Source organism: Solirubrobacter pauli, from assembly GCF_003633755.1.
GTDB lineage: Bacteria > Actinomycetota > Thermoleophilia > Solirubrobacterales > Solirubrobacteraceae > Solirubrobacter > Solirubrobacter pauli.
In genome coordinates this window covers 3,634,401-3,660,212 of sequence record NZ_RBIL01000001.1, presented here as the reverse complement: position 1 = coordinate 3,660,212, position 25,812 = coordinate 3,634,401, and the positions used below count along the sequence as shown (strand labels likewise).

Sequence of the window (25,812 nt, the reverse complement as noted above, 5' to 3'; positions counted from 1 at the left end):
TGGGAATGTCGGCGGGTGACCGCCACGCAGCTCCCCCGCACCGGCTCGGCCACCGGGCCGGTCCAACCGCTGACCCGCACCGGCATCTGGATCCTGTTCTGGCTCGCCGCCGCCAACGGGCTCTTCCTGTACCTCGCCCCCGGCCTGGCCGACACGGACTACGCCTGGTCGATCAAGCCCGCCGTCAACGCCGCGTTCATCGGCGCCGGCTTCCTCGCGGGCACGCTGGCGACCGGCCTCGTGCTCTGGCGCGCGAAGCAGTGGCGGACGTTCTCGACGTTGCCGGTCGCGCTCTGGGTGCTGGCCAGCACGCTCGCGCTCGCCACGTTCATCCACGCGGACCGCTTCAAGTGGGACTACCCGCTGACGTGGGTCTGGACGGCGGTCTACGTCGGCGTGCCGTTCGCGGTGCCGTTCCTCGTCTGGCGCCAGCGGCGCGACGCGGCGGCCGAGCCGGACGCGCACTGCGGGCTGAAGGTCCTGCGCGTGATCAGCGCGGTCGTCGGCGTCGCGCTGCTGGTCGGCTCGACCGCGCTGTACGTGTCACCCGGCCTCGGGGACCACTGGCCGTGGGCGCTCACGCCGCTGCTCGCCCGCGCCGTCGCCGCCTGGTACGCGCTGTTCGGGACGATGCTCGTCAGCTGCGCGATCGGCCTGCGGCGCCCGCACGAGGCGTTCATCCCCTACGCGACGCTCACCTGCTGGAGCGTGCTGGTGCTCGCGCTGCCGCTGCTGCACCCGGACGACGTGTCGGGCGGCGGTGCCTGGTACGCGCTGATGATCGCGCTGCTCGTGTTGGGCGTGGCCGGGCTGCTACGCAGCGCCGCGGCCTTCTTCGCGACGCGCACGTGAGCGCTTGAGCGCCGCGCGGGCCTGCTCGCCCGTGATCGGCTTGAGCGCGGGCAACGCCAGCTCCGCCCCCTGCGCCACGCCCGAGCGTTCCTTGATCCCCTTGAGGGACTTGGGCTCCCGGCGGAAGAAGTCGGCGATGCTCATGGGCGTTTGGCGGTCGCCGGCGCGCGGGCGACCTCAATGGACAGGATACCTGCCACGACCACGGCCACAATGGCGCCGATGCCCCATGTCAGGTCCAGCAGCGTGGGCGAACCGCGGAACGCGAGCACGGCACCCGCGAGCACGGCCATGATCGTCGCCGTGCCCAGCAGCATCCGGTACGGCGCGAGCACGAGCTGGACCAGCGGATGCTCGCCCGCGCGCAGCACGAGGCTCGAGAACACGGCCGAGATCGACAGCAGCACGGCGACCGCCGGGCCGCCCGTCGTCGCGATCCCGTGCAGGTCCGCGAACAGCGCCGCGAACCCGAGCTCCGCCGCGATCACCCAGGAGACGAGCATCGCCGGGACGAGGAAGCCGCCGCGCTCGGTGGCGTAGCGGACGCTCAGCCCCGGCTCCTCGCTCGCCTCGGCACCGGCGACGTAGTGCAGGCCGGGCCGGTCGGAGTCGTGCGGGCCTTCCAACAGCAGCGCGCCGGTCCGGTTGTCGACGATGTCGGCGCTGCGGGCGCGCATGCCGTCGGGGACGCTGAGCTCGACGTGGTAGCTCGCGGCCTCGCTGCAGCCCTGCGTGCCGTAGAAGTGCGAGAACCGGTCCGGCCGGCCGAGCGGCTCGTCGTAGGCGAACTTGACCACGCGCCGGCGGCTGACGTCCGAGAGCACCGCGCACAGCAGGAAGCCGCTCGTCAGCGTGGTGGCGAGCGCGGCGAACTCCGGCGCGCGGTCGGCCACCTGGGCCACGCGCGGATGCACGGCCGGACCGTCCTCGGGGCCCGCGGCGAGCACCCGCTCGATCAGGTCGCCGGCGTCGAAGTCCAGCTCGGCGCCGTCCAGGTCGAGGTCCAGGACCATGTACAGCAGCTCGCGCGCGATCACCTGCACCTCGTCCGACCGCATCAGCGGCAGCGCGTAGCCGTCCTCGCCGAGCAGGTCGAAGTGCACGAGCTTGCGCTTGTCGAGCACGGCGAGCGGGACGACCCACTGACCGTCGCCGAGCGCCAACTCCCCGCGGTGCTCGAGCGGGACCGTGAAGTCGACCGACACCGAGCGCCGCACCTGCTCGTGCGAGAGCACGTCGATCGTCTCCACGCGGCGGTGGCGCCAGGCGGCCTGCCGCGTCAACAGCGCGGCGAAGCCGACCGCGATCTCACCCGCACGCTCCTCGAGGACCTCACCCGGCCAGGGCTGCACGCAGGGCGCCCTCCAGCGCGTCCGGATCGGTGCCGCCCTCCCAGCGCACGCCCTCGATGAAGACCGCGGGTGCGTGACGCACCCCGGAGTCCACCGCGGACCGGATGTTGTCGACGATCCGGTCGGCGTGGCGCTCGTCCATCATGTCCTCCATCAGCGTCGCGACGTCGATGCCGATCTGCGCCGCGTAGTTCAGGAGATCCGGCACCGAGAGCGCCTCCTGGCGCGCGAGCAGGACGTGGTGGAAGGCCCAGAACGAGTCCTGCGCACCGGCGCACTCGGCCGCGAGCGCGGCGCCGTTGGCGTTCGGGTGCTCCTCGGCCATCGGGAGGTGCCGCCAGGCGTAGACGAAGCCGTCCCAGCGCTCGCGCAGGGCGGTGACGCCGCGGTGGGCGGCGCCGGACGCGGGGTCCTCGTAGTCGCCGAAGAGCACGAGCACCGGGCCCTCGGTTCCGACGAAGTGGTCGTAGCTGCGGATGAAGGGGGGCGTGAGCGTCAACAAGGGGTGGTAACCGTACCCGTCGGTGAGGCTGCACCACTGTTGACGGCGTGTCCGCGCCCGTACCATCGCGGTCGCCTTGAGCATCGCCGCGCACCCCGTCGAGAGCTCCCTCCTCACCCGTCTCGCCACCGGCACGGCCGGCGCCGTCGGCAAGGAGTTCCTGCGCTGCCTCGTGACCGAGCTGGCCGGGGCGCTCGATGCCGACATGGCGTTCGTCGCCGAGCGCTGTGGCGACGGCGAGGCGTGCACGCTCGCGAGCTTCGGCAAGCCGGGTGTCGAGCTGCGCGAGGGCCAGGTCTTCACGCTCGCGGGAACGCCGTGCGAGGACGCGTACACGCACGACCTGCTGCTCGTCTCGCGCGGTGCGCGGCTGCGTTACCCCGAGGACGCGTTCCTGCGGCGCTACGCGCTCGACGGCTACCTCGCGGTCGCGCTGCGCGACGGGCGCGGCGAGGCGATCGGGCACATCGGCGTGATCTCCGCCCGCACCCCGCTGGACCCGGCGCCGTCGGAGCTGCAGGCGCTGCGGATCTTCGCGGCGCGGGCCGGCGCGGAGCTCGAGCGCCGGCGCCACGAGGTGGCGCTCCTGCGCGCCGCCGACGAGGAGCGCCGGCGGATCGGGCGGGACCTGCACGACGGCGCGCAGCAGCGGCTCGTCGTGCTCGGTCAGGCGCTGGACCTCGCCCTGCGTGAGCTGGAGGCGGACCCGGGGCGGGCGGTCGCACGGCTGTCCGCGGCGCGCGAGCAGGCCGTCATCGCCGGGCGCGAGCTGCGCGAGCTGGCCCAGGGGCTGCACCCGGTCGGGCTCGAGCGCGGGCTGCGACCGGCGTTGTCGGCGCTGGCGGTGCAGTCGCCGCTCCCGGTGCGGATCGAGGCGTTGCCGGACGAGCGGCCGTCGGCGGTGATCGAGGCGACCGTGTGGTTCCTCGTCTCGGAGGCGCTGACGAACGCGATCAAGCACGCGGCGGCGACCGAGCTGCGGGTGCGGGTCACCGCGTCCGACGACGAGCTGCTGGTGGCCGTCGCCGACAACGGGGCGGGCGGCGCCTGCCCCTCGCGCGGGACGGGCCTTCAGGGCCTGCGGGCGCGCGTGGAGGCGCTGGGCGGCACGCTGGCGATCCACAGCCCGCGCGGCGCGGGCACCGCGCTCACGGCGCGTCTGCGCCCGCGGCCCTGATCAGCGGGTCGATGCGGTAGGGGATCTGCCGCGTCATCGAGATCGAGCTCGTCGAGCGCTGGACCGCACCCGTGTGCAGCATCGCGTTGATCACGTCCTGCAGATGCGTGTTGTCGCGCGCCACGACCCGGCAGAGGATGTCGCTGTTGCCGGTCACCCCGTGTGCCTCGAGCACCTCCGGGACGCGCCGGAGGCCTTCGATCGCCTCGTCGAGCCGGCCCTGGACGATCTCCAGCGCCACGAACGCCAGCACGGGATAGCCCATCTCGGCGGGCTCGCACTCGGGCCCGAAGCCGGTGATCACGTTGCGGGCCACGAGCTTGTCGAGGCGCGCTTGCACGGTGCCGCGCGCGACCCCGAGGCGCCGTGCGACCTCCACGAGCCCGATCCGCGGATTCGACCGCAGCGTCAGCAGCAGCCGGGAGTCCAGCCCGTCGATCATGCGCGGCAGACTAGTGGGCGAACCTCACCGGGCGCATAGTTGGGGTCAAGTACCCACGCGGTTCGCCTACGCTGGGCCTATAGTCGCGTCTGGAGAGGCTCTATGAGCAGCGTCTACCGCAACATCCTGGTGGCGGTCGATGGCTCGCCGGACGGCGACGCCGCCCTCGCGCACGCGTCCGCTCTGGCCCGCGATCAGCACGCCCGTCTCACGCTGTTGACCGCGATCCCGCCGATCCCGGCGACCGCCCTGCTGGCCACGGGCGCCGCGCCGCCGCGCAACGAGGTCGTCAAGCACTACACCGAGCTGCTCCGCCACGCGACCGCCTCGCTGCCCGCGGACATCAGCGTCACCACGCTCCTCGTCGAGGGCCCGGCGGCCAAGGCGCTGATCGAACGCGCCCGCTCCGGCGCGTTCGACCTGATCGTGATGGGCTCGCACGGGCACGGCCGACTGCACCAGTCGCTGCTCGGCTGCGTGTCCCAGAAGGTCCTGCACGCGAGCCCGATCCCGGTGCTGCTCACGCGCGCCGCGTCCGAGGAGCCGGCGGTCGCGCCCGCACCCGCGCCGGCGAGCTCGCTGGACGTCTTCCCGCTCACGGGCTGAGAACGACGAAGGCCCCGCCGGGGCGGGGCCTTCGTGAGTCCTTCTCGGGTCAAAAGGACCGTCTTCCATCGGGGCGCCGAGATTTGAACTCGGGACCTCACCGACCCGAACGGTGCGCGCTACCAGGCTGCGCCACGCCCCGAACGGGAAGCAGTCTAGCCACTCGGCTTCGGAGCCCCCGCGACGAGCTGCACCGTGTTGATCACGCGGCCGGTCGTGGCGTCGATCGTGTAGAGCACGCCACCCACGATCTTCTGCGTCGTCTTGGTCGTGCCGTCGACGATCTTGTCGACCTTGTCGGTGGTCTTGTCGACCGTGTCGGCGACCGGGCCGGGGCCGGTGACGGTCTTCACGGTGTCGTCGACGGTCTGCGTCGTCTGCTGCGTGACGTCGTTGACGCCCTCGGTGACCTGGTTGGTCGTCTGCTGCACGGTGTCCGTCGTCTTCTCGACGGTCTGCTGCACGCCGTCGGTGGTCTGCTTGACCACTTCGCGGACGGGCTCGGTGGCCTTGGTGACGTCCTCCTTCACCTGCTGGGAAGGCTTCTTCCTGGCCGTGGGCGTGGGCTCGGAGGTCGCGGGCTTCTCGGTCTTGCGCTCGGACGTGTCGTCGGGATTCGAACCGGCGGCCACGACCGGCGTGCCGGGCGCGTTCGCGGTCGGCGGCTGGGTGCCGCCCCCACCGCCCCCACTGCCCGAGCCACCCTTGCCGGCGCGCGGTGCCGCTCCGGCCACGTCACCGTCGCGCCCGGTGACCCGCTTGGCCCCGCCGGAGTCGCCGCCCTTGCGTGCCTTGGGCGCGGCGCCGCCACCCGCGGCGTCGGCGTCGGCGCGCTCGGTCGGCGTGCTGGTGGCGGTCGCCGTCGCGGTCCGGGCGGGTGCGGCCGACGCGCTGCGCGCCGGCGACTCCACCGCCGCCGACTCGCTCGGCGCGCTCGTCACCCGCTGGACGCCCACGCCCGCACCGACGCTCGCGACCAGCACGGCCGCACCCGCGGCCGCCTTGCCCCAGCCGCTCTGGAGGTGGTCGGAGAGCAACGGCAGCTGCTGCATGAACGCGGCACCGCGGCCGCTCGGCGGCGCGGACGCGGCGGCCGTGTCGGCCTCGCGCCGGAACTTGGCGAAGATCGGGAACGGCAGGATGCCCGCGATCCGGTTGGCCACGCGCTCGCGCACCGACGGGCGGCCGAACAGCTCGCGGTCCAGCCCGGCGGCGAGCGCCTCACGCCGGCACGGCTGGCAGTGCGAGAGGTGGCGGGCGAGCCGGCGCGTGTCGCGCGCCCCCGGCCGCGACTGCACCGCCATCGCGATGATGCTCTGGATCCGCAGGCAGCGGGCACCGGAGACGATGTCGTCGTACTCCTCGCTCAGCCGCCGGCGGGCGCGGAACAGCGTCGACTCCACCGCCGGCCGGCTCATGCCCATGCGGCGGCCGATCTCGGCGTAGCTCAGGCCCTCGAGCTCACGCAGGACGAGGATCTCGTGGTGGGTCTCGGAGAGGCCGCCGAACGCGCCGCAGAGGCTGTCCAGGTCCTGCTTGGCGGCCACGGCCGCGTCGGGGGACGCGCCGGAGGCGACGAGCTTGGAGTGGTCGGCGGGTGCGAGGCCGCCGTCGGCGTCGTAGGAGACCTCCTCCGCGCGCTTGGAGCGGCGGAACGCGTCGATGCAGGAGTTCTTGGCGATCTGGTAGAGCCAGGGCTTGAACGCCAGCGGCTGCTCGGTCTCCCGCATCCGCCGCAGCGCGGAGAGGAACACCTCCTGGGTGACGTCCTCGGCACGGCCGTGGTCCTTGACCATCCCAAGCACGTACGCGTAGATCCGCCGGTGGTAGCGCTCGTAGAGGAGCTCGAAGGCGCGATCGTCGCCGCGCCGCACACGCGCGACCAGCTTCTGATCGTCGTCCGCGGGGCTTCCAGCACCCTCGATAGCCGGCACCTGGGCGGCGCCGCTCATTCCCCTACCCACCTGGAGGTCCTCCTGCGCGGACTCTGATCTACTCACCACGTCCACCCGGCCCCTGACAGCCGGGGTCTGGACGACTCAGATCCTGATCGCCCGAAGTCCAACCCCGCAAACCCGATGGCGCAGATAACCGACATTTTGTCCACACTCGACGAGCTCTTGCGTCCCGGGGACTTCGACGACCTCGGACCGAACGGCCTCCAGGTGCCGGGCGCCACCGAGATCACACGGGTCGTGACAGGGGTGACGGCGCGCCGGGAGCTGCACGAGCGCGCGGTCGAGCTGGGGGCCGAGCTGGTCCTCGTCCACCACGGCCTGTTCTGGAAGTTCCATCCCACCGGCCTGACGCCGCTGCTGGCCGAGCGCCTGCGGCCGCTCTTCAAGCACGACATCAACCTCGCCGCCTACCACCTCCCGCTCGACGCGCACCCGGAGGTGGGCAACAACGCACTGCTCGTGAAGCAGCTCGGCTGCGTGGACCGCGAGCCGTTCGGCAGCTACAAGGGCCGGCCGATCGGCAGCCGCGGACGCTTCCCGGAGCCGATCACGCCGGACGAGCTGGCCGCACGTGTCTCCACGGTGACCGGCCGCGAGCCTCTCCTCCTCGGCCAGCGCGATCAGGTGATCTCCACCATTGGGATCGTGTCGGGTTCTGCTGCTGACACGCTGCACGAGGCGGCCGCGCTGGGTCTCGACGCATTTCTTACCGGAGAGCCGCGCGAGCACATCACCGCAGACGCGGAGGAGCTGGGAATTTCCTTTGTGGCCGCCGGTCACTACGCCACCGAGATCTTCGGCGTGCGCGCGCTCGGCGACCTCTTGGCGGACCGGTTTGGGGTGGAACACGTTTTCGTGGACCTTTCCAACCCGGTGTAGCTCGTCTTAAGTTCACGTTGAGCAGATGCCGGTTGTGGTCGTCCGGTGAAGCCGCTACGGTGGCTCAACACGTGGCAAACCTCACCAGGAGGACTCGTACTGATGGCAATCCATCTCACGCCCACGGAGCTCGCTCGCGAAGCCGGCATGGAACGGCGCGACGTGATCGAGAAGTGCATGGAACTGGGCGTGCCGATCTTCCAGGGAAGGATCGACAAAACCCTCTTCTTGGCCACCATGGAAGAGTCAGGGGTCAGGCAGGTAGCTACCGCCTAACCGCGTAGCGACACGACGTCCGTGGGTACCGGAACCGGAACCGACTCACGGACGATCGCCGACATCGTGGGCCTGGCCGCCGAGCGCTATGGAGAGCAGCCGGCGGCCCGCTTCAAACGTGACGGCGAGTGGGTCGACCTCAGCTACGCCGAGCTGTCCGAGACCGTCTCGGAGATCGCTCGCGGCCTGATCGACCTCGGGCTCCGACCCGGAGAGCGCGTCGCGCTCCTGTGCACCACCCGCGTCGAGTGGACGCTCGCCGACTTCGGCATCACGTCCGCCGGCGGTGTCGTCGTGCCGATCTACCCGACCAACTCCCCTGAGGAGTGCGCGTGGGTGGCCGGCGACTCCCAGTCGCGCTTCGCGATCGCCGAGGACGCCGCCCAGGTGGCGAAGCTCGTCGCCGTCCGCGACCAGCTGCCGCAGCTGGAGGCGATCATCGCCATCGAGCCCGCCGAGGGCGCGCTGCCGCTGGACGAGCTGCGAGCGCGCGGCCGGGCGCGCGACGCCGGCGAGGTGGCCGAGCGCGTCGCCGCCGTGACGCCTGAGGATCCCTACACGATCATCTACACCTCGGGCACGACCGGGCCGCCCAAGGGCTGCGTGCTCAGCCACGGCAATTACCGGACCGTCACGCGCATGTGCGAGGCGGCGGACGACGTCATCCAGGTGGATGAGCCCGTCTACCTCTTCCTGCCGCTCGCCCACTCCTACGCGCTGCTCATCCAGCTGCTGTGCGTGGACGTCGGCGCCCCGCTGATCTACTGGAGCGGCGATCCGGACCAGATCATCCCGGACCTGATGGCGACCCGGCCCGTCTTCCTGCCGAGCGTCCCGCGGATCTTCGAGAAGGTCTACGCGCGCGTGACGTCGTCGATGGAGTCGGACCGGATCGCCGCCGCCACGCAGCTGGGCCTGCAGGTGCGACGGATGCGGGCGGCCGGCCAGGAGGTCCCGGAGCCGCTGCAGGCGGCGTTCGACCGAGCGGACGCCGAGCTCTACGTCAACGTCCGCAACCTGTTCGGGGGGCGCCTGAAGCAGGCGACCACCGGCGCGGCCCCGATCGCCCGTGAGGTCCTGGAGTTCTTCTACGCCTGCGGGGTGCCCGTGCTCGAGGGCTACGGCATGACCGAGACCTCGACGGTGACGACCGTCTCCACGCTCACGGACCACAAGCTCGGCACGGTCGGCCGTGCCCTCGCCGGCTCGGAGCTGCGCATCGCCGACGACGGCGAGGTGCTCGTGCGCGGCCCGCACGTCTTCGGCGGGTACTACGGCAGCGGCGACACCACGGCCTTCGGCGCGGTCAGCGAGGACGGCTGGTTGCACACCGGCGACCTCGGCTCGCTCGACGAGGACGGCTACCTCTCGATCACCGGCCGCAAGAAGGACATCATGATCACCGCGGGCGGCAAGAACCTCGCGCCCGCCAACGTCGAGAACGACCTCAAACGCTCCCGCTGGATCTCCCAGGCGGTGATGCACGCGGACCGCCGGCCGTACCCGGTCGCGCTGCTCACGCTCGACCCCGACGAGATCGTCCACTTCGCGCGCGAGCACGGGCTGCCCGAGGACGTCGTCACGCTCTCGCGGCACCCGCAGGTCATCGAGCTGATCCAGGGCGAGCTGGACCGGGTCAACGCCAACTACGCCCAAGCCGAGCGGATCAAGAAGTTCTTCCTGCTCGACCACGACCTGTCGCAGGAGACCGGCGAGCTCACGCCGACGCTGAAGGTCAAGCGCACGGTCATCAACGACCTGTACGCGGACGAGTTCGAGCGGCTCTACGACCCCTGATCCGCGCTCTGGCGGAGCAGGGCGCCGGTGGTCTGCTCGAGGATCCGCCGCCAGGCGCGGGTCTTCTCGCGCTCGGCGGAGAAGTGGCGGACGACCTTGCGCACGCGGGTGGCCGAGATCTCGATGCCGTGGCGGCGGCAGACCTCGCGCAGGTCGTCGTAGTCCTGCGCGAGCTTGAGCGTGACCGACTCGAAGCCGTGGCGGGCGACGTCCACGCGCGAGGCGAAGTTGAGGATGTTCGTCTGGAACATCAGCTCGTCGTCGGCGTCCGGCTCGATCAGGACGATGTCGACGCCCGGATAGCGCTCCTTCCAATGCGAGGCCATCTCGTGCAACCGCTGGTAGGCGAGGAGCTTGAACGCCTGGTAGCCGATCTTCGGGAACCCCATGTCGCTGACGCGGCGCGCGCGGGTGCCGAACAGCGTCGGGATCGTCTTCGAGAAGTCGTTGACGAACGGCACGAGCGGGTTGACGACGACGATGAACTTCGCGCCCGCCTCGACGGCGATGTCGAGATTGGTGGTCGAGACGATCCCGCCGTCCACCAGCTCGCGGTCGCGCACCCGGTAGGGCGCGTAGATCATCGGCAGCGCGGTGCTGGCGCGCACGGCCGCGGAGATCGGGATGTCGTCCCAGCCCTCGGCGCCGAGCACGATCCGCTCGCACGTGTCCAGGTCGGTCGCCGCGAGGTAGAGCTCGCGCTCGAGCCGGCGGAAGTCGTCCGTGCGGCCCTCCGCCGCGAGCGCCTCACGCAGGTACTCCTCGACGCCCTCGCCGGTGTAGACGCCGGACGGCAGGGCGTCGCCGAGCGCGAGCACGAGGTCTACGGCGCTCAGCGACCCGAGCGAGGACGCGACGTTGCGCGCCATGCTGACCGCGTGCAGCGGGAGCTTGAGCGCCCGCAGCGCGAACTCGGACTTGTTGAACCGCAGCAGCATCTCGCGCTGGATCGGCGGCAGTGAGTACGGCACCTGGTCGTTGACCGTGCGCATCATCTGCTCCGGCGAGACGCCGTTGGCCGCGAGCGACGCGATCAGCGCGCCCGCGCTGGTGCCGACGTAGATGTCGAACTGGTTGACCGAGCGGTTCGACGACAGCAGGTCCAGAGCCCGCAGGGCACCGATCTGGTACACGCCGCCGGTGAAGCCGCCCCCGCCGAGGACGAGCGCGGTGCGCGAGGACCGGCGCTTGCGCCGCGCCGGAGCGTTCATCTCCACCACGTTGCTCACGCTGCAAAGCTTAGGCCGCGACTTTGCGGAGCCGTCGGGGTTTCGTAGGCTCGAGATGCCCATGGCCCGCCTGACCGTTCTCCTCGCCCTCATCGTTGCGATCCTCGCCGCGCCCGCCCAGGCCGCGACGCTCGCCGAGACCAAGCGCGCCCTGGCGCGCGAGATGGCGCGCGCCGGCGCGTACAGCGGCGCCTACGTGGTCGACCTCGGGACCGGCCAGGAGCTCTACGCGAGCAAGCCCGACGCCAAGCGCATGCCCGCCTCGGTCGAGAAGCTCTACACGTCCGCGACGGCGATGCTGCTCTACGGCCCTGACGCGACGCTCACCACGTCCGTGCTCGCCAACGCCCTCCCGGACGAGACGGGCACGATCATCGGCAACGTCGTGCTGCGCGGCGGCGGCGACCCCACCTTCGGCACCACCGCGGCCGCCGACCTCGCCAAGACGCTCGCCGACGGCGGCCTCAAGCAGATCACGGGCCGCGTGGTGGGTGACGAGTCGGCGTTCGACGCCTTCCGCGGCCCGCCGTCCTCGCGCTTCCAGACGTCGAGCGACGTCGGCCCGCTCTCCGCGTTGGCCTTCAACCACGGCCGCACCGGCCAGTCGCGGCCCTATTGGCAGACGAGCCCCGCGCGCTTCGCCGCCGACGCCTTCGAGAAGGCGCTCGAGCGCCGCGGCGTGAAGATCAAGGGCGCCGCCCGCTCCGGGCTGGCCACCGAGGGCATGACGCCCTTCAACGAGCACGTCTCGCCGAGCATCGCGACGATCACGCGCCAGATGAACCAGCCGTCGGACAACTTCATCGCCGAGATGCTGATCAAGGGCATCGGCGCGCAGTTCGGCGGCGAGGGCTCCACCGCGGCGGGCGGCAAGGTCATGGCGCAGACGCTCGGGCAGTTCGGCATCCGCCCGAAGATCGACGACGGCTCGGGCCTCTCGCGCCAGAACCGCACGTCCCCGCGCGAGGTCGTGCAGCTGCTGTCCGGCATGGCGCAGTCCGAGCACGCGGAGGCGTTCGACGCGTCGCTGGCCGTGATCGGTCGCAACGGCACCGTCTCCAGCCGCATGCGCGGCACGGCGGCGCAGGACAACTGCCACGCCAAGACCGGCACGCTGCGCGACGTCTCCGCGCTGGCGGGCTACTGCACGACCACCGGCGGCGAGCGCGTGGCGTTCGCGTTCATGATGAACCGCGTGTGGCCGGCGAGCGCCCGCGCGCTGCAGGACCGCATGACCGCGGCCCTGGCGCGCTACGACGCCTGAGCGTGCTTGTCGGCGTACCGCTTGCGGGCGCGTTCGATCGACTCGAGCGCGTCCTCGCGGGGGTACCAGCCGTCCACCCGGACGACTTTCCACTCGGGCGTCTTGTAGATCGAGAAGAAGTGCGAGATCTCGTCGCGGAGCGTCATCGGCAGGTCGTCGAGGCGCTCGATGTGCGACCAGTTCGGGTCCGTGTGTGGGACGCAGAGGATCTTGTTGTCCTCGGCGTTCTCGTCGCGCATCCGGAACAGCGCGACCGGCTTGACCTCGATCAGGCAGCCGGGGAACGTCGGCTCGGACACGACGATCATGGCGTCCAGCGGGTCGCCGTCCCCGGCGAGGGTCTCCCGGAAGAAGCCGTAGTCGGTCGGGTAGCCGAGTGAGGAGAACAGGAGCCGGTCGAGCTTGATCGCTCCCAGCTCCTCGTCCCACTCGTACTTGTTCGACGACCCCTTGGGGATCTCGACGACGGCGACGAGCGACGAGTCGGGCACCGCGCGCCATCATACGCGCGACGCCCGCTCGAAGTCTCAGCTACGGCGTAGAGCGGATGGCGATCCGGCCGCTGCCCGCGATCGGGTAGCGCGCGGCGGTCACCACGCCGCCGAGGCCACCCTGGGCGGTGGGCGTCGTGATGAAGTCGTACAGCGACGCCTGGTAGGGGTAGAAGCCCTCCTGGCCCGGACGGTGCGCGAACTGGAACGTCGTGCCCGTGAACGGGTAGCTGTCCCCGTTGTTGGCGGTGAAGTTCGTCGTCGCGATGTTCACCGTGCGGTTGGAGACGACCGCGCCGTTGGCGATTAGCTGCTCGCCGTCGGTCCCGTCCGCGTTCGTCAGCCACAGGTCACGCACACGGGTGCCCGGCGTGGTGACCGTCGTGCCCGACTGCAGCTGGGCGGTGTAGGCGACGTTCGTGCTGACGTTCATGCGGAAGCCCGAGATCTGCGGGAACTTGCCGTCGCCCGATGGCGTGCGCGAGACCCCCCACTCCATCAGCGACTTGAGCTGCGCGACGCTCACGTTCGGCACCGTGACCATGACGTTGTCGAACGGCAGCACGTCGAACGTCTGCTTCTCGTTGAGGTCGCCCGGCCCGGGGATCGACGCGCGGATGCCGCCGCCGTTGGAGAACGCGATGTCCGCCACGGGGCGGCCGTCGGCGACCGCCGTGCGGTTGGCGGCGAAGCGGAAGCCGTCGGCCACGAGGTTGCCCAGGTTGGCCTCCCGGATCCGGATCGGGTTCGGGTTGCCGCCCTCGAGTGCCACCTCGGTCTGGCCGATCACGTTCGCCGCCAGGGCGGCCTTGTAGGCCACGAGCGGGTCGGTGACGCGCGCCTTGAGGCCGGGGTCCTCCTTCGCGTAGTCGGGCTGCGCCGGGTCGGCCGTGATGCGGATCGGACCGGACTTCGCGGCGTCCGTCGAGACGAGCTTGCCATCCTTGTCGAAGTTCACGGTCAGGCGCCCGAGGTAGCGGTACTCGCCCTGCGTGGTGACGATCGGCACGTCGGCGCCGGTGGCGTCCTTGCTCACGAGCGGGTACGGCCCGACCGGGTTGCCGGCGCCCGGCACGAGCCGGTCGTTCGCGTTGGCCAGCAGGTCGTCGGCGCCGCCGGAGATGACGATGTCGACGTTCCTGAGCTGGCTGACCACCGCGCGCTCGTTGGCCGTGTTCTGCAGGTGCGAGGAGAGCACGATCTTGTTGACGCCCGCGGTGGTGAGCCGCTGGGCCTCGGCGTTGACGAGCCCGGCCACGTCGGCGGCGAACTTGACGTTGCGCGTGGACGAGATCGTCGGGGTCTCCGGCGGCGAGACGCCGATGACGCCGATCCGCTGGCCGCCCTTCTCGACGACGGTCGAGTCGGCGATCCGGCCGTTGGCGCGCAGCGCCTGCAGCAGCGGCTCGCCGGTGAAGTCCGTGTTGGCCGTCAGGAACGGCACGCCGCTGGTCTCGAACGCGACGAACTGCGCCAGACGCGCCGGCCCGAAGTCGTACTCGTGGTTGCCGATCGTGACCGCGTCGTACCCGAGCGCACCGATCGCCTCCGAGTCGTAGAACGGGCCCGCGCCGGCGTCGAAGCGCTCGAAGGACGCGCGCAGGTTCAAGCCGGCGAGGAAGTTGTCGCCCGAGCTGACCGTCAGCGTGCCCTTGTCGAGGTTGCCCGGCACCGGCTCGTCGGCGGCCTCCTGGCGCACCTGGTCGAGCACGGTCTTGAAGCGCGTGATGCCGCCGTAGTTGTTGACCGAGTCGCCGACCACGTACTTGGACTCGCCGTCGTTGTTGTGCAGGAGCGTGAGCCGGAAGCCCTTGTTGGCCGGCGCGGGCACCGGCACCGGCGCGGGCACCGGCGCGGGGACGGTGACGACCTTCGTGACCTTCTTGATGTAGAAGACCGTGCGCGTCCCGCCGGAGCAGTACGTGGTCACGATCCGGACGCGGTTCTTCGTCGGGCGGCTCGTCGAGCGCTTGCGGATCTTCTTCGCCGACGTGCTCTTGCCGCACTTGCGGCTGAGGTTCTTGAGCGTGGTCTTGGGCAGCGCGTCGACGGTGTTGACCGTCACCGTGTGCTTCGGCTTCTTCGCCTTGGCAGCCGCGGCGTTGCCCGGGACGGCCAGCGCGAGAGCGACCACGCCGAGCGCAGACGCGCGGACGAGGTGTGACATCTTCAGCTCCTTCTCGGTGAGACGAGTGGCGTCCGTGCCAGAAGCCACGCGCGGAGCCTAGCCGCTGCGGTCGAGAAGCTGCAGCAGTCCGGCTTCGTCGAGCACCGTCACGCCGAAGCGCTCGGCCTTCTCGAGCTTGGAGCCCGGCGAGTCGCCCGCGACGACGTAGCTCGTCTTCTTCGAGACGCTGCCGGTGACCTTGCCGCCCTGCGCGAGGATCCGCTGCGTCGCCTCCTCGCGGGTGAGGTCCGGGAGCGTGCCGGTGAGCACGAACGTCTGCCCGGCCAGCGGGCCCTCGCCGGGCGGCGGACCCTCCTCCTCGAGGCGCAGCACGCCACGCAGATCGTCGAACAGCGGCCGCAGCTCGTCGAGCTGCGAGTGGATCAGCCGCGCGACGATCGGGCCGATGCCCGGCGTCTCGGCGATCTGCTCGGGCGTCGCCTCCAGCAGCGCGTCGACCGTGCGGAACTGCTGCGCGAGGCTGCGGCCCGTGACGTAGCCGACGCCTTCGATCCCCACCGCGAACAGGACGGTGCTGAAGGGTCGCTCGCGCGACGCCTCGACCGACGCGAGCAGCCGGTCCACGCTGACCGGCCCGAAGCCCTCGAGCGCGAGCAGGGCGTCCCGGTCCAGGCGGTAGAAGTCGGCGACGGACCGCACGAGCCCGAGCCGCTGGAAGAGCGCGACCTGCTTCTCGCCCAGGCCGTCGATGTCCATCACGTGCGCGAACGTGGTCAGCAGCTGCCAGCGCCGCTCCGGGCATTCGCGGTTCGGGCAGCGCGTGAAGACGCCGGTCTTGACCGTCGGGGTGTCGCAGAACGGGCAGCGCTCGGGCGGCAGCGGCGGCGCGGCGCGGTCGGGCCGCTCGACGGCGTGCGGCGCGGGCGAGACGACCTGCGGGATCACGTCGCCGGCGCGCAGGACGATCACGTCGTCGCCGACCCGGATGTCCTTGCGCGCGAGGTCCTCCTCGTTGTGCATCGTCGCGGCCTTGACCGTGACGCCGCCCACGTGCACCGGCTCGAGCGCCGCGAACGGGTGCAGGTCGCCGAACTTGCCGACGTTCCACTTGATGTCGATCAGCCGCGTCACCGCGGTCGTCGGCGGGAACTTCCACGCGATCGCCCAGCGCGGGTCGCGCCCGACCACGCCGAGCCGCCGCTGCAGCTCGAAGTCGTCGACCTTGACGACCACGCCGTCGATCTCGAAGTCCAGCCCGCCGCGCCGGGCCTGCCAGCCCAGGCACTGGGCGACGACCTCGTCCTCGGTGGCGAGCTTCTTCACGTCGCCGTTGACGCGGAAGCCCTGCTCGCGCAGCCACTCGAGCGCCGCCCAGTGCGACGTGAGGCCGAGCTCGTTGACGCCGAGCGCGTAGCACCACATCGACAGCGGGCGCTCCGCGGCCAGCGCCGGGTCCAGCTGCCGGATCGTCCCGGCGGCGCTGTTGCGGGGGTTGGCGAACGTCGACTGCCCGGCCTGCGCGCGCCGCTCGTTGAGCGCCGTGAAGTCCGGCAGCGACATGTAGACCTCGCCGCGCACCTCCACCCGCCCCGCGTACGGGATCCGCTTCGGGATCGACTCGATCGTCCGCAGGTTGTGGGTCACGTCCTCGCCGACCACGCCGTTGCCGCGCGTCGCGCCGCGGACGAGCACGCCGTCCTCGTAGAGCAGGGACATCGCGAGCCCGTCGATCTTCGGCTCGGCCACGAACGCGAACGCCGGCGCCTCGATTCCCTCGCGCGCGAGGTGGTTGCGCATCCGCCCCACCCACGCGCGCAGGTCCTCCTCCGAACGCGCGTTGGCGAGCGAGAGCATCGGCTGGAGGTGCGTGACCTTCTCCAGCTTGGAGACCGGCTCGCCGCCCACCCGCTGCGTCGGCGAGTCGGGCGTCAGCAGCTCGGGGTGCGCCCGCTCGATCGCGCGCAGCTCGTCCAGCAGCGCGTCGTAGGCGTCGTCGCCGATCTCCGGGTCGTCGAGGACGTAGTACCGGTGCGAGTGGTAGTCGAGCTGCTCGCGCAGCTCGGCCGCGCGCGCCTCAGGAGGTGGGGTCGACATCGTCGGCCTCGAGCAGCTGCGCGAGGTCGAACTCGCGCAGCGCCTCCATCCCGGCCTCGGCGGTGAGGTCGAAGTGCAGCGGCGTGACCGCGATCCGCCCAGCCGACACCGCGGCGAGGTCCGTGCCGGGGTCGTCGTCGTGCACCGGCGAGTCGCCGTAGACGCGGTAGCGCTTGCGGCCCGTGTCCTCGTCGATCAAGTCCAGCCGGTCCTGGTAGATGCGCTTGCCGAGCCGGGTGACCTCGACGCCGCCGATGTCACCCGTGGGCACGTTGATGTTCAGCAGCGAGCCGACGGGCAGCGGGACGTCCTCGAGCCGGTCCACGACGCGCGCGACGAACGCGGCGGCGTTCTCGAACGCGAACTCGTGCCCCAGGCGGAAGTCCAGCTCGCGGCGCGTGGACTGCTGGGAGACGGCGATCCCCGGCACGCCGAGCATGATCCCCTCCAGCGCCGCCGCGACCGTGCCGGAGTAGGTGATGTCGTCGCCCAGGTTGGCGCCGTGGTTGATGCCGGAGACGATCAGGTCCGGCTCGAAGCCTTCGATCAGGCCCAGCGCGGCGAGCCGGACGCAATCGACGGGCGTGCCGTCGCAGGCGTAGCCGACGGTGCCGTCCTCGAAGCCGACCTCCTGGACCCAGAGCGGGCGCTTGATCGAGATCGAGCGGGCCGTCGCGGACTGGTTCTCGTCCGGGGCCACGACGGCGAGCTCGACGTCGTCGAGCGCGACGAGGGCGCGGCGCAGCGTCTGCAGCCCTTCCGCCTCGATGCCGTCGTCGTTGGTCAGCAGCACGCGGAGCACGCGCCGGAGGATACGACGACTCCGAACCCACCGGTTCGTGGTTCGATTCCTGACGCCGCCCGCGGAGCAAGCGCCTGTGTGACTGTCCTCCAGTCGGTGATCGCTGCGAGGTCGGCGGCGTCCGGCCGATCACCCGAGATATGGAGGTTGTACGCCGGCTGACGGGAACCGCGGTTGCGGATGAACGCCCGCTGGCCGGGCGGATCGTCGGCTGGATGTTCGTGGTCGGCGCCGTGCTCACCACGCTGCTGCCGCTGCTGCCGGGGGCCGAGGGCGCCGTGCTGACGCCGACGCTGCCGATCGGCATCGGCGCGGGCGTGTGGGGCCTGCATGCCGCGCTGCGGCGTGACTGGCACATCGCACCCGGCTGGCTGATGCACGCGGCCGTGTTCCTCGGCGTGGTCTGCATCGCGGTCGCGGTCGCCGACACCGGCGGGGTGAACTCCCCCGCGCGGTTCCTGCTGCTGCTCTCGCTCGTGCTGCCCGGGTACTTCTTCCGCTCGGAGGAGGCGTGGCCGTACCTCGGCCTCGTGGTCCTCGTGCACGCGTTCCCGCTCCTGTACGACCCGGACGCGGTCGGCGAGGCGCTGCTCGGCGAGCTGCTGATCCTCCTGCCCTGCTACTGGCTGCTGATGTTCGTGCTCGTCGCCGGCAAGCGCGGCATGGTCGAGCTGCGGGCCCAGGCGGACGCGCTGGCGCGCCAGGACCCGCTCACCGGGCTGGCCAACCGGCGGGCGCTGCTGGAGGCGATCTCCGCCGCGAGCGGCATGGTCGGGCTGCTCACGCTCGACGTCGACGACTTCAAGGGCATCAACACCCTGTACGGGCACCCGGGCGGGGACCGCGCGCTCGTGTTCGTGGCGGATGCGCTTCGCACCTCGTCGCGTGAGCAGGACCTTCCCGCCCGGCTCGGCGGAGACGAGTTCGCGCTGTTGGCGCCCGGGATCGACGCGGCCGGCATGGAAGCGCTCGCGCAGCGGCTGATGACCGAGATCCGCTACGGCGACGTCGTGCGGATCAGCGCCGGCTGGGTGATCGGGCCCGCCGACCCGCAGCAGCTGCTGCTCGAGGCGGACGAGGCGCTGCGCGCCGCCAAGCGCGGCGGCAAGAACCGCGCGCTCAACTACGCGTAGCGGACCCGCTCGAGGTAGAGGCCGTGCGGGGGTGCCGTGCGGCCGGCGGCCGCACGCGGGGCGCCCTGCAGCAGCTCCGCGAACCCGGTGCGCTGCCCCTGCGCGACCTCGAGCATCGTGCCGACGAGGATGCGGTTCATGTTCCGCATGAACGAGTCGGCCTCGATCCGGAACTCGAGGAGGTCGCCGTGCCGCTGCCACGCCGCGCTGAACACGTCGCGCTGGAACCGACGGTGCGACGTCTCGGTCGGGGTGAAGGCCGTGAAGTCGTGCGAGCCGACGAGCAGCGCCGCGCAGGCGTCCAGCGCGTCGCGGTCCAGCGCGTACGGCCACCACAGCGCCCGGCCGCGCTCGAACGGGTCGGGCTGGGAGCGGTTGAGCACGCGGTAGACGTAGCTGCGCGCCTTCGCGTCGTAGCGGGCGGAGAACCCGTCGGGGACGGTCTCGGCCGCGAGGACGGAGATCTCGTCCGGCAGCAGCGCGTTGACGCTGCGCAGGCGCGGGAGCGGGCCGTCGTAGGAGACGACCTGGCCGAGCGCGTGGACGCCGGAGTCGGTGCGGCCGGCGACGGTCAACGTGACCGGCCGGCGCAGGACGATCCCGAGCGCCTTAACGACCTCGGCGGCCACGGTCCGCTGGCCGGGCTGAAGTGCCCAACCGGCGAACGGGCCGCCGTCGTAGCTCAGGGTGAGCTTGCTGGTCAGCTCTAGACGAGCTCGAGGTAGACCATCTCGGTCGCGTCCGAAGAGCGCGGGCCGAGCTTGAGGATCCGGGTGTAGCCACCCGGCCGCTCCGTGTAACGCGGGGCGATCTCCTCGAAGAGCTTGTAGATGACGCCCTTGTCGGGGTGCTGCAGGATCGACGTCGCCTGACGGCGAGCGTGGATGTCGCCCTTGCGCGCAAGGGTGATCAGCTTCTCGATCTCGGGCTTGACCGCCTTGGCCTTGGCCTCGGTGGTCTTGATCCGCTCGTGGTCGATGACCTCGATGCAGAGGTTGGCGAGGAGCGCCTTGCGGTGCGCGCTGTCGCGGGAGAGCTTATGGCGGGTCTTCTGATGGCGCATTTTGATCAGTCAGTGCGCAGCGTCAGGCCCCGCTGCGAGAGGGTCTCGATGACCTCGTCGATGGACTTCTTGCCGAAGTTCGGGATGGCGGCGAGCTCGCCCTCCGACTTCGACACCAGATCGCCGACCGTCTGGATGCCGGCACGCTTGAGGCAGTTGTAGCTACGGACGCCGAGCTCGAGCTCCTCGATGAGGATGTCGTCCATCGGGCCGCCGCCACGCTGGCCGCCGGGGGCCAGGACGTTGCCGCCGGGGCCGGCGCCGTTGTCGAGCTGGAGGTTCGCGTGACCCTGACGCAGGTCCTCGATGCGATCCTCGTCCGTGAAGATCGAGAGGCTCGAGATCAGGATCTCGGCGGCCTCCCGGAGCGCGGCCTGCGGGTCGATCGACCCGTCGGTCTCGATGTCCAGCGTCAGCTTGTCGAAGTCGGTGCGCTGGCCGACACGGGCCTGCTCGACCGAGTAGGCGACACGGCGGACCGGGCTGAAGATCGAGTCGATCGGGATGACGCCGATCGGCTGATCGGGCGACTTGTTCTCCTCGGCCGGGCGGTAGCCGCGGCCACGGCCGATCGTGAGGTAGAGCTCGAGCTTGGTCTTCTTGTCGAGCGTCGCGATGTGCGCGTCCGGGTTGAGGATCTCAACCCCCGACGGCAGGTCGATGTCACGCGCGGTGATCTCGCCCGGGCCCGTCACGACGAGCGGAGCTTCAACCTCGGTGGCGTCCGAGTGCATGCGGCACACGATGCCCTTGAGGTTGAGGACGATGTCGGTGACGTCCTCCGTCACACCCTTGATCGTCGAGAACTCGTGCGCCACCCCCTCGATCCGGACCGACGTCACGGCAGCGCCGGCCAGGCTGGCCAGCAGCACGCGACGCAGGGAGTTCCCGAACGTGTAGCCGAAGCCGCGATCAAGCGGCTCAACCACGAACTGTCCGCGGTTTTCCTCAACCGATTCGGACGTGATCCGGGGGATCTGGAAGTCGAGCATCAATGTTCCTAACTTCGTTCTCGTGTGGGGAGCAAGCCCTGGCGGCACCGGTTGTGCGCCCAAGGGGGTGGGAAGTCTGTGACTAGGTCTCGCGCCGAGCTGATCGTGTTCAGCCTGCAGTCCCCACGGTCGTTAGACGCGGCGGCGCTTTCGGGGTCGGCAACCGTTGTGGGCCTGCGGCGTGACGTCCTTGACGCCCGTCACCTCGAGGCCGGCGGCCTGCAGCGAGCGGATCGCGGTCTCGCGACCCGAGCCCGGGCCCTTCACGAAGACCTCGACCTTCTGCATGCCCTGCTCGATGCCCTTGCGCGCGGCGGCGTCAGCCGTCACCTGCGCAGCGAAGGGGGTCGACTTGCGCGAGCCCTTGAAGCCAGCGCCACCGGCGGACTCCCAGGCGATGACGTTGCCCTCGCGGTCGGTCAGCGCGACGATCGTGTTGTTGAACGACGTCTTGATGTGCGCCTGGCCGACGGGGATGTTCTTCTTGACCTTGCGGCGACCACGCTGGGGGCGGCGGGGAGCGGGCATTACTTCTTACCTGCCTTCTTCTTGCCGGCCACCTGCATGCGCTTGGGGCCCTTGCGCGTACGAGCGTTGGTCTTGGTCTTCTGGCCGCGCACGGGCAGGCCGCGGCGATGGCGCAGGCCGCGGTAGCAGCCGATCTCCATCAGGCGCTTGATGTTCTGGCTGCGCTCACGGCGAAGGTCGCCCTCGACCACGTAGTCGCGGTCGATGATGTCGCGAAGCTTGGACACCTCGTCGTCGGTGAGGTCGCGGACCTTGCGGTCCGGCTCGATCCCGAGCGCGGCGAGGATGTCGTTCGAGGTCGGACGCCCGATCCCGTAGATGTAGGTGAGTCCGATCTCAACGCGCTTGTTGAGCGGGATGTTGATTCCTGCGATGCGTGCCATCGGTGTCCGCCCTTACCCCTGACGCTGCTTGTGGCGAGGGTTCTGGCAGATCACGAGCACCCGACCGTGGCGACGGATGATCTTGCACTTTTCACACATCGGCTTTACCGACGGTCGTACCTTCATGATCCCTTTCGGCTGATGTACCAGACGGGGTGGCTCTGGTGGCCGGGACGGCCACCGCTACCATGCCCCCGGAGCGGTGCACACGCAGAAGCCTCCCGGCTCCGAGCGCGACAGAGCAGGATAGCAAAGCACCCGGGGCGTCCGGTCCATCTGCTAAGGCCCTGCAAACGGCTTGTTTCTGCCGTTCCGTCGGGGTCGCACACGCCGTCTCACGCGCGCGACGTACCACGTTAGCGTACGAAAGGTGTCGATTCGGGAGCGGGTTCGCTCTCGTTGTGCGGAGTTTGCGGGCGCCCGGTCCGTCATGATGCGCGCTCTGTGCTGGACGCCTTCGCGCCCATCGTCGTCCACGACGCCGCCGAGTCCTCCCCGCTCGCGGCCGTGGACAGCGCCCGCCCCGCGCTCTACGGGCGAGCCGTCCCCGCGCGCGACGGTGGGACCTGGCTCCAGTACTGGCTGTACTACCGGTACCAGGACCAGGATCGCGGCATCGTGCGAACCGGTCGGCACGAGGGTGACTGGGAGCTCGTGCAGTACCGGGTCGAGGAGAACCGGCTCGTCGAGGCCGTCTACGCGCAGCACTCCGGGCAGGAGCGGTGCGGCGCGGACGCGGTCGAGCGCCGCGGCGACCGGCCCGTGGTCTATGCCGCGCACGGCAGCCACGCGTCGTACTTCCACGCCGGCACGCGGGACCGGCTCTGGCCCGATCCCAACGACGAGTCCGACGGGCGCGGGCGGGCCACGACGGCGCCGGTGGTCGAGATCACGCGGACGGACCCGGCCTGGATGACGAAGGCGACGCCGTGGGGTGGCTCGCGGGCCAGCCGGCTCGTTCCCCTGGAGCAGGACTCGCCGCGCGGGCCGGCGTTCCAGCCGGAGCGGTTCGACGCCGACGCGTTCGCCGCGGAGGCGCGGGACTGCCAGGCCGGCTGCAACGCCGTCGGCGAGTGCGACGCGCCCGAGAAGGCGCTGACGGTCAGCGCGGCGGCGGTGATGCTCGGGGCGGTGCTGCTTACGCTGCGGCGGGCGCGGAGGCGGAGGCCTCCGGGTGGTGCCACGGGGTGAGGATGCGCGGGCCGGCGGCCGTGATCGCGATCGTGAACTCGAAGTGGGCGGCCAGCGAGCCGTCCTGCGAGTAGATCGCCCAGCCGTCGTCGCCCATGCGGACCATGTGGCGCCCGGCGTTCACCATCGGCTCGACGGCGAGGACCATGCCCTCCTCGAGCGGGGTGCCCTTGCCCGGGGAGCCGTAGTTCGGCACCTGGGGCTCCTCGTGCATGTCGCGGCCGACGCCGTGGCCGACCAGCGAGCGCACGATCGACAGGCCCGCACCCTCGACGTGCTGCTGCACGGCGTGGGACACGTCGCCGAGGCGATTCCCGACGCGGCACTGCTCGACGGCCTTGAAGAGCGACTCGCGCGTCGTGTCCAGCAGGTGCATCGCGACCGGCGAGACGTCCCCGACCGGGAACGTGCGGGCGGCGTCGGCAACCCAGCCGTCCTTCACGACGCCGATGTCGACGGAGATGATGTCCCCGCGCTGCAGCTTGAACTTGCCGGGGATGCCGTGGACGACCATGTCGTTCGGCGAGGCGCAGATCGAGCCCGGGAAGCCGCGGTAGCCCTTGAAGGCCGGCGTCGCGCCCTGCGAGCGGATGTACTTCTCGGCGGCGGCGTCCAGCTCCAGCGTCGTGACGCCGGGGCGGATCTTGCCCGCCAGCAGATCCATGGTGCGCACCAGGATCTCCCCCGCCGCGGCCATCTGGTCGATCTCGGCGGGGGACTTCTTGATGATCACAGCCGTTCCTCGAGCCGCAGCGTGGCCAAGGTCGCGCGGATGTGGTCGTGGACCTCGGTCTTGTCGCGCGTGCCGTCGAAGCGCCGCAGGTAGCCGCGCTCCTCGTAGTAGTCGCGCAGCGGCTCCGTCTGCTTGTGGTACGTCGCGAGGCGCTTGCGGATCGTGTCCGGCTCGTCGTCCTTGCGGCGGAACAGCGGCTTGCCGTCCTGGTCGCAGACGTCAGCGTGCTTCGGCGGATCGAACTCGACGTGGTAGAGGTGCCCGTTCGAGCACTGCCGGCGACCGCTGAGGCGCTGAAGCACGACCTCGTCCGGCGCGTCGACGAGCAGCGCGGCCGTCAGACGGCGGCCGAGCTTCTCCAGCTCCTCCGTCAGCGCGTCGGCCTGGCCGACCGTGCGCGGGAAGCCGTCGAGCAGGAAGCCGTCGTCGCCCTCGTCCTCGATCTTGTCGATGATCATGGAGATGACGAGCTCATCCGGGACGAGGTCGCCGTTGTCCATGAACTCCTGCGCGCGCTGACCGAGCTCGGTCTTGTTCTCCTTGTGCTCGCGCAGCAGATCGCCCGTGCCGATGTAGGCCAACCCGAAGTCCTCGCGCAGCCGCGCGGCCTGGGTGCCCTTACCGGCCCCGGGAGGACCCAGGAGGATGAGGTTCAGCTCTGACATGCCTACTTCAGGAAGCCTTCGTAGTTGCGCATCATCAGCTGCGCCTCGAGCTGCTTCATGGTGTCGAGGGCCACGCCCACGACGATCAGCAGCGAGGTGCCACCGAAGTAGAAGCTCGACGGCGCGTTCGTCGTGGCGATGATGATGGTCGGCAGCGCGGCGACGGCTGCCAGGTAGAGCGCACCCGGGAACGTCAGGCGGGCCAGGATGCGGTCGAGGAACTCGGCCGTCGGACGGCCCGGCCGCACGCCGGGGATGAACCCGCCGTACTTGCGCAGGTTGTCCGCCTGGTCCACCGGGTTGAACGTCACCGCGGTGTAGAAGTACGTGAAGATGATGATCATCAGCGTCTCGCCGATGACGTACCAGACGCCGCCGGGGTTGAACGTCGTCGCCAGGCCTTCGAGGCCCGGGACGAGCTGACCGATCGTCGGCGGGAACGCCATGATCGACGCGGCGAAGATGACCGGGATCACGCCCGCCATGTTCACGCGCAGCGGCAGGTAGGTCTGGCCGCCCGAGCTCATGCGACGCCCGATCACGCGCTTGGCGTACTGGATCGGGATCCGGCGCTGGCCTTCCTGGATGAAGACCACCGCGGCCACGACGCCGAGCGCCAGGAACGGCAGGATGATCTTGAAGACCGGGTCCGGGTTCGTCCACCAGGTGGTCACGCCACCCGGCAGGCCGGCCACGATCGACGCGAAGATCATCAGCGAGATGCCGTTGCCGATGCCGCGCTGCGTGATCAGCTCGCCCATCCACATGACGAGGATGGAGCCCGCCGTCAGGCAGAGCACGACGAGGATGACCGTGCCGGCGTTGAACTCGTCGAACACCGGCGCACCGCCGGCAGAGCCCTGCGAGCGGAACAGGAACGTGTAGCCCACGGCCTGCGCGGCCGCGAGGCCGACGGTCAGATAGCGCGTGTACTGCGTGATGCGCGCCTGGCCGACCTCGCCCTCCTTCTGGAGCTTCTCCAGCGAAGGCGAGACGACGACCAGGAGCTGCAAGATGATCGAGGCCGTGATGTACGGCATGATCCCGAGCGCGAACAGCGAGATCCTCGAGAGACCGCCACCCGTGAAGGTGTCCAGGAGGTTCAGGACACCCGTCGAGTAGTTGTTCTGGATCTGCTCGATCGCGTCGACGTTGACGCCCGGGACAGGGATGAACGAACCGAGCCGGTAGAGCGCCAGGATCGCCGCCGTGAACAGCAGCTTCTTGCGGATCTCCGCGACGCGGAACGACTGCAGAATCGTGGAGACCACGGTG

Annotated in this window: 28 protein-coding genes and 1 tRNA gene; 9 read left to right on the top strand and 20 right to left on the bottom strand. The window is 70.7% G+C overall.

Features of this window, described 5'->3' with window-relative positions; genetic code table 11:
* Positions 1-15: 15 nt before the first annotated feature.
* Positions 16-852 carry a hypothetical protein gene (locus C8N24_RS17105; protein WP_121251835.1) on the top strand — a complete coding sequence of 279 codons (837 nt, stop codon included), beginning with the start codon at positions 16-18 and terminating at the stop codon, positions 850-852.
* Here C8N24_RS17105 and C8N24_RS17100 read toward each other — a convergent pair.
* Genes C8N24_RS17100 through C8N24_RS17090 form a run of 3 tightly spaced genes read right to left on the bottom strand, consistent with a single transcriptional unit; the run spans position 814 to position 2,703 of the window.
* Positions 814-996, bottom strand: coding sequence for a hypothetical protein (locus C8N24_RS17100; RefSeq protein ID WP_121251833.1), 183 nt, complete (start codon positions 994-996; stop codon positions 814-816). The two genes, C8N24_RS17105 and C8N24_RS17100, sit on opposite strands and share 39 nt — an antisense overlap.
* Positions 993-2,204, bottom strand: a complete 1,212-nt coding sequence (locus C8N24_RS17095; protein ID WP_121251831.1) for a hypothetical protein — start codon at positions 2,202-2,204, stop codon at positions 993-995. Before C8N24_RS17095 ends, C8N24_RS17100 begins: the two co-directional genes overlap by 4 nt.
* Positions 2,185-2,703 carry a DsbA family protein gene (locus C8N24_RS17090; protein WP_170179156.1) on the bottom strand — a complete coding sequence of 173 codons (519 nt, stop codon included), beginning with the start codon at positions 2,701-2,703 and terminating at the stop codon, positions 2,185-2,187. The genes C8N24_RS17095 and C8N24_RS17090 overlap by 20 nt, the downstream gene beginning before the upstream one ends.
* A gap of 79 nt (positions 2,704-2,782) precedes the next feature.
* Between C8N24_RS17090 and C8N24_RS17085 the strand changes: the two genes are divergently transcribed.
* Positions 2,783-3,883 carry a sensor histidine kinase gene (locus C8N24_RS17085; RefSeq protein WP_170179155.1) on the top strand — a complete coding sequence of 367 codons (1,101 nt, stop codon included), beginning with the start codon at positions 2,783-2,785 and terminating at the stop codon, positions 3,881-3,883.
* Here C8N24_RS17085 and C8N24_RS17080 read toward each other — a convergent pair.
* Positions 3,855-4,325 carry an Lrp/AsnC family transcriptional regulator gene (locus C8N24_RS17080; protein ID WP_121251824.1) on the bottom strand — a complete coding sequence of 157 codons (471 nt, stop codon included), beginning with the start codon at positions 4,323-4,325 and terminating at the stop codon, positions 3,855-3,857. The two genes, C8N24_RS17085 and C8N24_RS17080, sit on opposite strands and share 29 nt — an antisense overlap.
* Positions 4,326-4,427: 102 nt before the next feature.
* Here C8N24_RS17080 and C8N24_RS17075 point away from each other — a divergent pair, with 102 nt between their 5' ends.
* Positions 4,428-4,931 carry a universal stress protein gene (locus tag C8N24_RS17075; RefSeq protein ID WP_121251822.1) on the top strand — a complete coding sequence of 168 codons (504 nt, stop codon included), beginning with the start codon at positions 4,428-4,430 and terminating at the stop codon, positions 4,929-4,931.
* Positions 4,932-4,999: 68 nt separating this feature from the next.
* On the opposite strand, the gene C8N24_RS17070 is transcribed toward C8N24_RS17075, so the two are convergent.
* Together C8N24_RS17070 and C8N24_RS17065 are read right to left on the bottom strand one after the other, a co-directional pair.
* A tRNA-Pro gene (locus C8N24_RS17070) sits at positions 5,000-5,073 on the bottom strand.
* A 13-nt stretch (positions 5,074-5,086) separates the two neighbouring features.
* On the bottom strand, positions 5,087-6,883 hold the full coding sequence (locus C8N24_RS17065; protein ID WP_121251820.1) for a sigma-70 family RNA polymerase sigma factor: 1,797 nt from the start codon (positions 6,881-6,883) through the stop codon (positions 5,087-5,089).
* A 126-nt stretch (positions 6,884-7,009) separates the two neighbouring features.
* Here C8N24_RS17065 and C8N24_RS17060 point away from each other — a divergent pair, with 126 nt between their 5' ends.
* From C8N24_RS17060 to C8N24_RS17055, 3 genes are all read left to right on the top strand, one after another.
* Positions 7,010-7,768 carry a Nif3-like dinuclear metal center hexameric protein gene (locus C8N24_RS17060; protein WP_121251818.1) on the top strand — a complete coding sequence of 253 codons (759 nt, stop codon included), beginning with the start codon at positions 7,010-7,012 and terminating at the stop codon, positions 7,766-7,768.
* Positions 7,769-7,870: 102 nt separating this feature from the next.
* Positions 7,871-8,044, top strand: a complete 174-nt coding sequence (locus C8N24_RS34030) for a hypothetical protein (RefSeq protein ID WP_170179154.1) — start codon at positions 7,871-7,873, stop codon at positions 8,042-8,044.
* Positions 8,045-8,065: 21 nt separating this feature from the next.
* A complete protein-coding gene (locus C8N24_RS17055) occupies positions 8,066-9,841 on the top strand; it encodes an AMP-dependent synthetase/ligase (protein ID WP_121251816.1) in 1,776 nt (591 codons plus the stop codon).
* Here C8N24_RS17055 and C8N24_RS17050 read toward each other — a convergent pair.
* Positions 9,829-11,070: a patatin-like phospholipase family protein gene (locus tag C8N24_RS17050; protein WP_170179153.1), complete on the bottom strand. Its 1,242-nt coding sequence runs from the start codon at positions 11,068-11,070 to the stop codon at positions 9,829-9,831. The two genes, C8N24_RS17055 and C8N24_RS17050, sit on opposite strands and share 13 nt — an antisense overlap.
* Positions 11,071-11,131: 61 nt before the next feature.
* On the opposite strand from C8N24_RS17050, the gene dacB reads away from it, so the two are divergent.
* The gene (dacB, locus tag C8N24_RS33375) at positions 11,132-12,334 is read left to right on the top strand and encodes a D-alanyl-D-alanine carboxypeptidase/D-alanyl-D-alanine endopeptidase (protein ID WP_170179152.1); all 1,203 of its coding nucleotides are present in this window, start codon (positions 11,132-11,134) and stop codon (positions 12,332-12,334) included.
* Here dacB and C8N24_RS17035 read toward each other — a convergent pair.
* From C8N24_RS17035 to surE, 4 genes are read right to left on the bottom strand one after another with little or no spacing between them, the layout of a single operon-like run.
* Complete coding sequence (locus C8N24_RS17035; protein ID WP_121251810.1) at positions 12,322-12,825, bottom strand: inorganic diphosphatase; 504 nt, start codon at positions 12,823-12,825, stop codon at positions 12,322-12,324. The genes dacB and C8N24_RS17035 overlap by 13 nt on opposite strands.
* A gap of 40 nt (positions 12,826-12,865) precedes the next feature.
* Positions 12,866-15,040: a bifunctional metallophosphatase/5'-nucleotidase gene (locus tag C8N24_RS17030; RefSeq protein WP_121251808.1), complete on the bottom strand. Its 2,175-nt coding sequence runs from the start codon at positions 15,038-15,040 to the stop codon at positions 12,866-12,868.
* A gap of 9 nt (positions 15,041-15,049) precedes the next feature.
* Positions 15,050-17,047 carry an NAD-dependent DNA ligase LigA gene (gene ligA, locus C8N24_RS17025; RefSeq protein ID WP_121251806.1) on the bottom strand — a complete coding sequence of 666 codons (1,998 nt, stop codon included), beginning with the start codon at positions 17,045-17,047 and terminating at the stop codon, positions 15,050-15,052.
* The gene (gene surE, locus C8N24_RS17020) at positions 17,028-17,849 is read right to left on the bottom strand and encodes a 5'/3'-nucleotidase SurE (protein ID WP_121251804.1); all 822 of its coding nucleotides are present in this window, start codon (positions 17,847-17,849) and stop codon (positions 17,028-17,030) included. The genes ligA and surE overlap by 20 nt, the downstream gene beginning before the upstream one ends.
* Before the next feature lie 140 nt (positions 17,850-17,989).
* On the opposite strand from surE, the gene C8N24_RS17015 reads away from it, so the two are divergent.
* On the top strand, positions 17,990-18,982 hold the full coding sequence (locus tag C8N24_RS17015; RefSeq protein WP_121251802.1) for a GGDEF domain-containing protein: 993 nt from the start codon (positions 17,990-17,992) through the stop codon (positions 18,980-18,982).
* Here C8N24_RS17015 and truA read toward each other — a convergent pair.
* The 6 genes from truA to rpmJ all read right to left on the bottom strand — a co-directional run bounded on the left by truA (position 18,973) and on the right by rpmJ (position 22,074).
* Complete coding sequence (gene truA, locus C8N24_RS17010; RefSeq protein ID WP_245971927.1) at positions 18,973-19,668, bottom strand: tRNA pseudouridine(38-40) synthase TruA; 696 nt, start codon at positions 19,666-19,668, stop codon at positions 18,973-18,975. The genes C8N24_RS17015 and truA overlap by 10 nt on opposite strands.
* A 20-nt stretch (positions 19,669-19,688) precedes the next feature.
* A complete protein-coding gene (gene rplQ / locus C8N24_RS17005; protein WP_121251798.1) occupies positions 19,689-20,045 on the bottom strand; it encodes a 50S ribosomal protein L17 in 357 nt (118 codons plus the stop codon).
* 5 nt (positions 20,046-20,050) lie between these two features.
* Positions 20,051-21,037, bottom strand: a complete 987-nt coding sequence (locus tag C8N24_RS17000; protein ID WP_121251796.1) for a DNA-directed RNA polymerase subunit alpha — start codon at positions 21,035-21,037, stop codon at positions 20,051-20,053.
* A 132-nt stretch (positions 21,038-21,169) separates the two neighbouring features.
* Positions 21,170-21,565, bottom strand: coding sequence for a 30S ribosomal protein S11 (gene rpsK / locus C8N24_RS16995; protein ID WP_121251794.1), 396 nt, complete (start codon positions 21,563-21,565; stop codon positions 21,170-21,172).
* Positions 21,565-21,948, bottom strand: coding sequence for a 30S ribosomal protein S13 (rpsM, locus tag C8N24_RS16990; protein ID WP_121251792.1), 384 nt, complete (start codon positions 21,946-21,948; stop codon positions 21,565-21,567). Before rpsM ends, rpsK begins: the two co-directional genes overlap by 1 nt.
* Positions 21,949-21,960: 12 nt before the next feature.
* The gene (gene rpmJ / locus C8N24_RS16985) at positions 21,961-22,074 is read right to left on the bottom strand and encodes a 50S ribosomal protein L36 (RefSeq protein ID WP_081685960.1); all 114 of its coding nucleotides are present in this window, start codon (positions 22,072-22,074) and stop codon (positions 21,961-21,963) included.
* A gap of 318 nt (positions 22,075-22,392) precedes the next feature.
* Between rpmJ and C8N24_RS16980 the strand changes: the two genes are divergently transcribed.
* Positions 22,393-23,139, top strand: coding sequence for a Vps62-related protein (locus C8N24_RS16980; protein WP_170179151.1), 747 nt, complete (start codon positions 22,393-22,395; stop codon positions 23,137-23,139).
* Here the strand turns inward: C8N24_RS16980 and map are convergent.
* Genes map through secY form a run of 3 tightly spaced genes read right to left on the bottom strand, consistent with a single transcriptional unit; the run spans position 23,087 to position 25,808 of the window.
* Positions 23,087-23,872 (bottom strand): type I methionyl aminopeptidase, encoded by a 786-nt coding sequence (map, locus tag C8N24_RS16975; protein ID WP_121251787.1) that lies wholly within the window; start codon positions 23,870-23,872, stop codon positions 23,087-23,089. The genes C8N24_RS16980 and map overlap by 53 nt on opposite strands.
* Positions 23,869-24,528 carry an adenylate kinase gene (locus tag C8N24_RS16970; protein WP_121253273.1) on the bottom strand — a complete coding sequence of 220 codons (660 nt, stop codon included), beginning with the start codon at positions 24,526-24,528 and terminating at the stop codon, positions 23,869-23,871. Before C8N24_RS16970 ends, map begins: the two co-directional genes overlap by 4 nt.
* Positions 24,529-24,539: 11 nt before the next feature.
* The gene (gene secY / locus C8N24_RS16965) at positions 24,540-25,808 is read right to left on the bottom strand and encodes a preprotein translocase subunit SecY (protein WP_121251785.1); all 1,269 of its coding nucleotides are present in this window, start codon (positions 25,806-25,808) and stop codon (positions 24,540-24,542) included.
* Positions 25,809-25,812 lie beyond the last annotated feature (4 nt).

Bases quoted from the DNA above. Each gene is read 5' to 3' on its own strand.
- C8N24_RS17100 (WP_121251833.1), bottom strand. From the start codon at position 996: ATGAGCATCGCCGACTTCTTCCGCCGGGAGCCCAAGTCCCTCAAGGGG.
- rpsM (WP_121251792.1), bottom strand. From the start codon at position 21,948: ATGGCACGCATCGCAGGAATCAACATCCCGCTCAACAAGCGCGTTGAG.
- C8N24_RS17080 (WP_121251824.1), bottom strand. From the start codon at position 4,325: ATGATCGACGGGCTGGACTCCCGGCTGCTGCTGACGCTGCGGTCGAAT.
- C8N24_RS17000 (WP_121251796.1), bottom strand. From the start codon at position 21,037: ATGCTCGACTTCCAGATCCCCCGGATCACGTCCGAATCGGTTGAGGAA.
- C8N24_RS34030 (WP_170179154.1), top strand. From the start codon at position 7,871: ATGGCAATCCATCTCACGCCCACGGAGCTCGCTCGCGAAGCCGGCATG.
- rpmJ (WP_081685960.1), bottom strand. From the start codon at position 22,074: ATGAAGGTACGACCGTCGGTAAAGCCGATGTGTGAAAAGTGCAAGATC.
- rpsK (WP_121251794.1), bottom strand. From the start codon at position 21,565: ATGCCCGCTCCCCGCCGCCCCCAGCGTGGTCGCCGCAAGGTCAAGAAG.
- C8N24_RS17065 (WP_121251820.1), bottom strand. From the start codon at position 6,883: ATGAGCGGCGCCGCCCAGGTGCCGGCTATCGAGGGTGCTGGAAGCCCC.
- C8N24_RS17075 (WP_121251822.1), top strand. From the start codon at position 4,428: ATGAGCAGCGTCTACCGCAACATCCTGGTGGCGGTCGATGGCTCGCCG.
- dacB (WP_170179152.1), top strand. From the start codon at position 11,132: ATGGCCCGCCTGACCGTTCTCCTCGCCCTCATCGTTGCGATCCTCGCC.
- rplQ (WP_121251798.1), bottom strand. From the start codon at position 20,045: ATGCGCCATCAGAAGACCCGCCATAAGCTCTCCCGCGACAGCGCGCAC.
- C8N24_RS17015 (WP_121251802.1), top strand. From the start codon at position 17,990: ATGGAGGTTGTACGCCGGCTGACGGGAACCGCGGTTGCGGATGAACGC.
- ligA (WP_121251806.1), bottom strand. From the start codon at position 17,047: ATGTCGACCCCACCTCCTGAGGCGCGCGCGGCCGAGCTGCGCGAGCAG.
- C8N24_RS17060 (WP_121251818.1), top strand. From the start codon at position 7,010: ATGGCGCAGATAACCGACATTTTGTCCACACTCGACGAGCTCTTGCGT.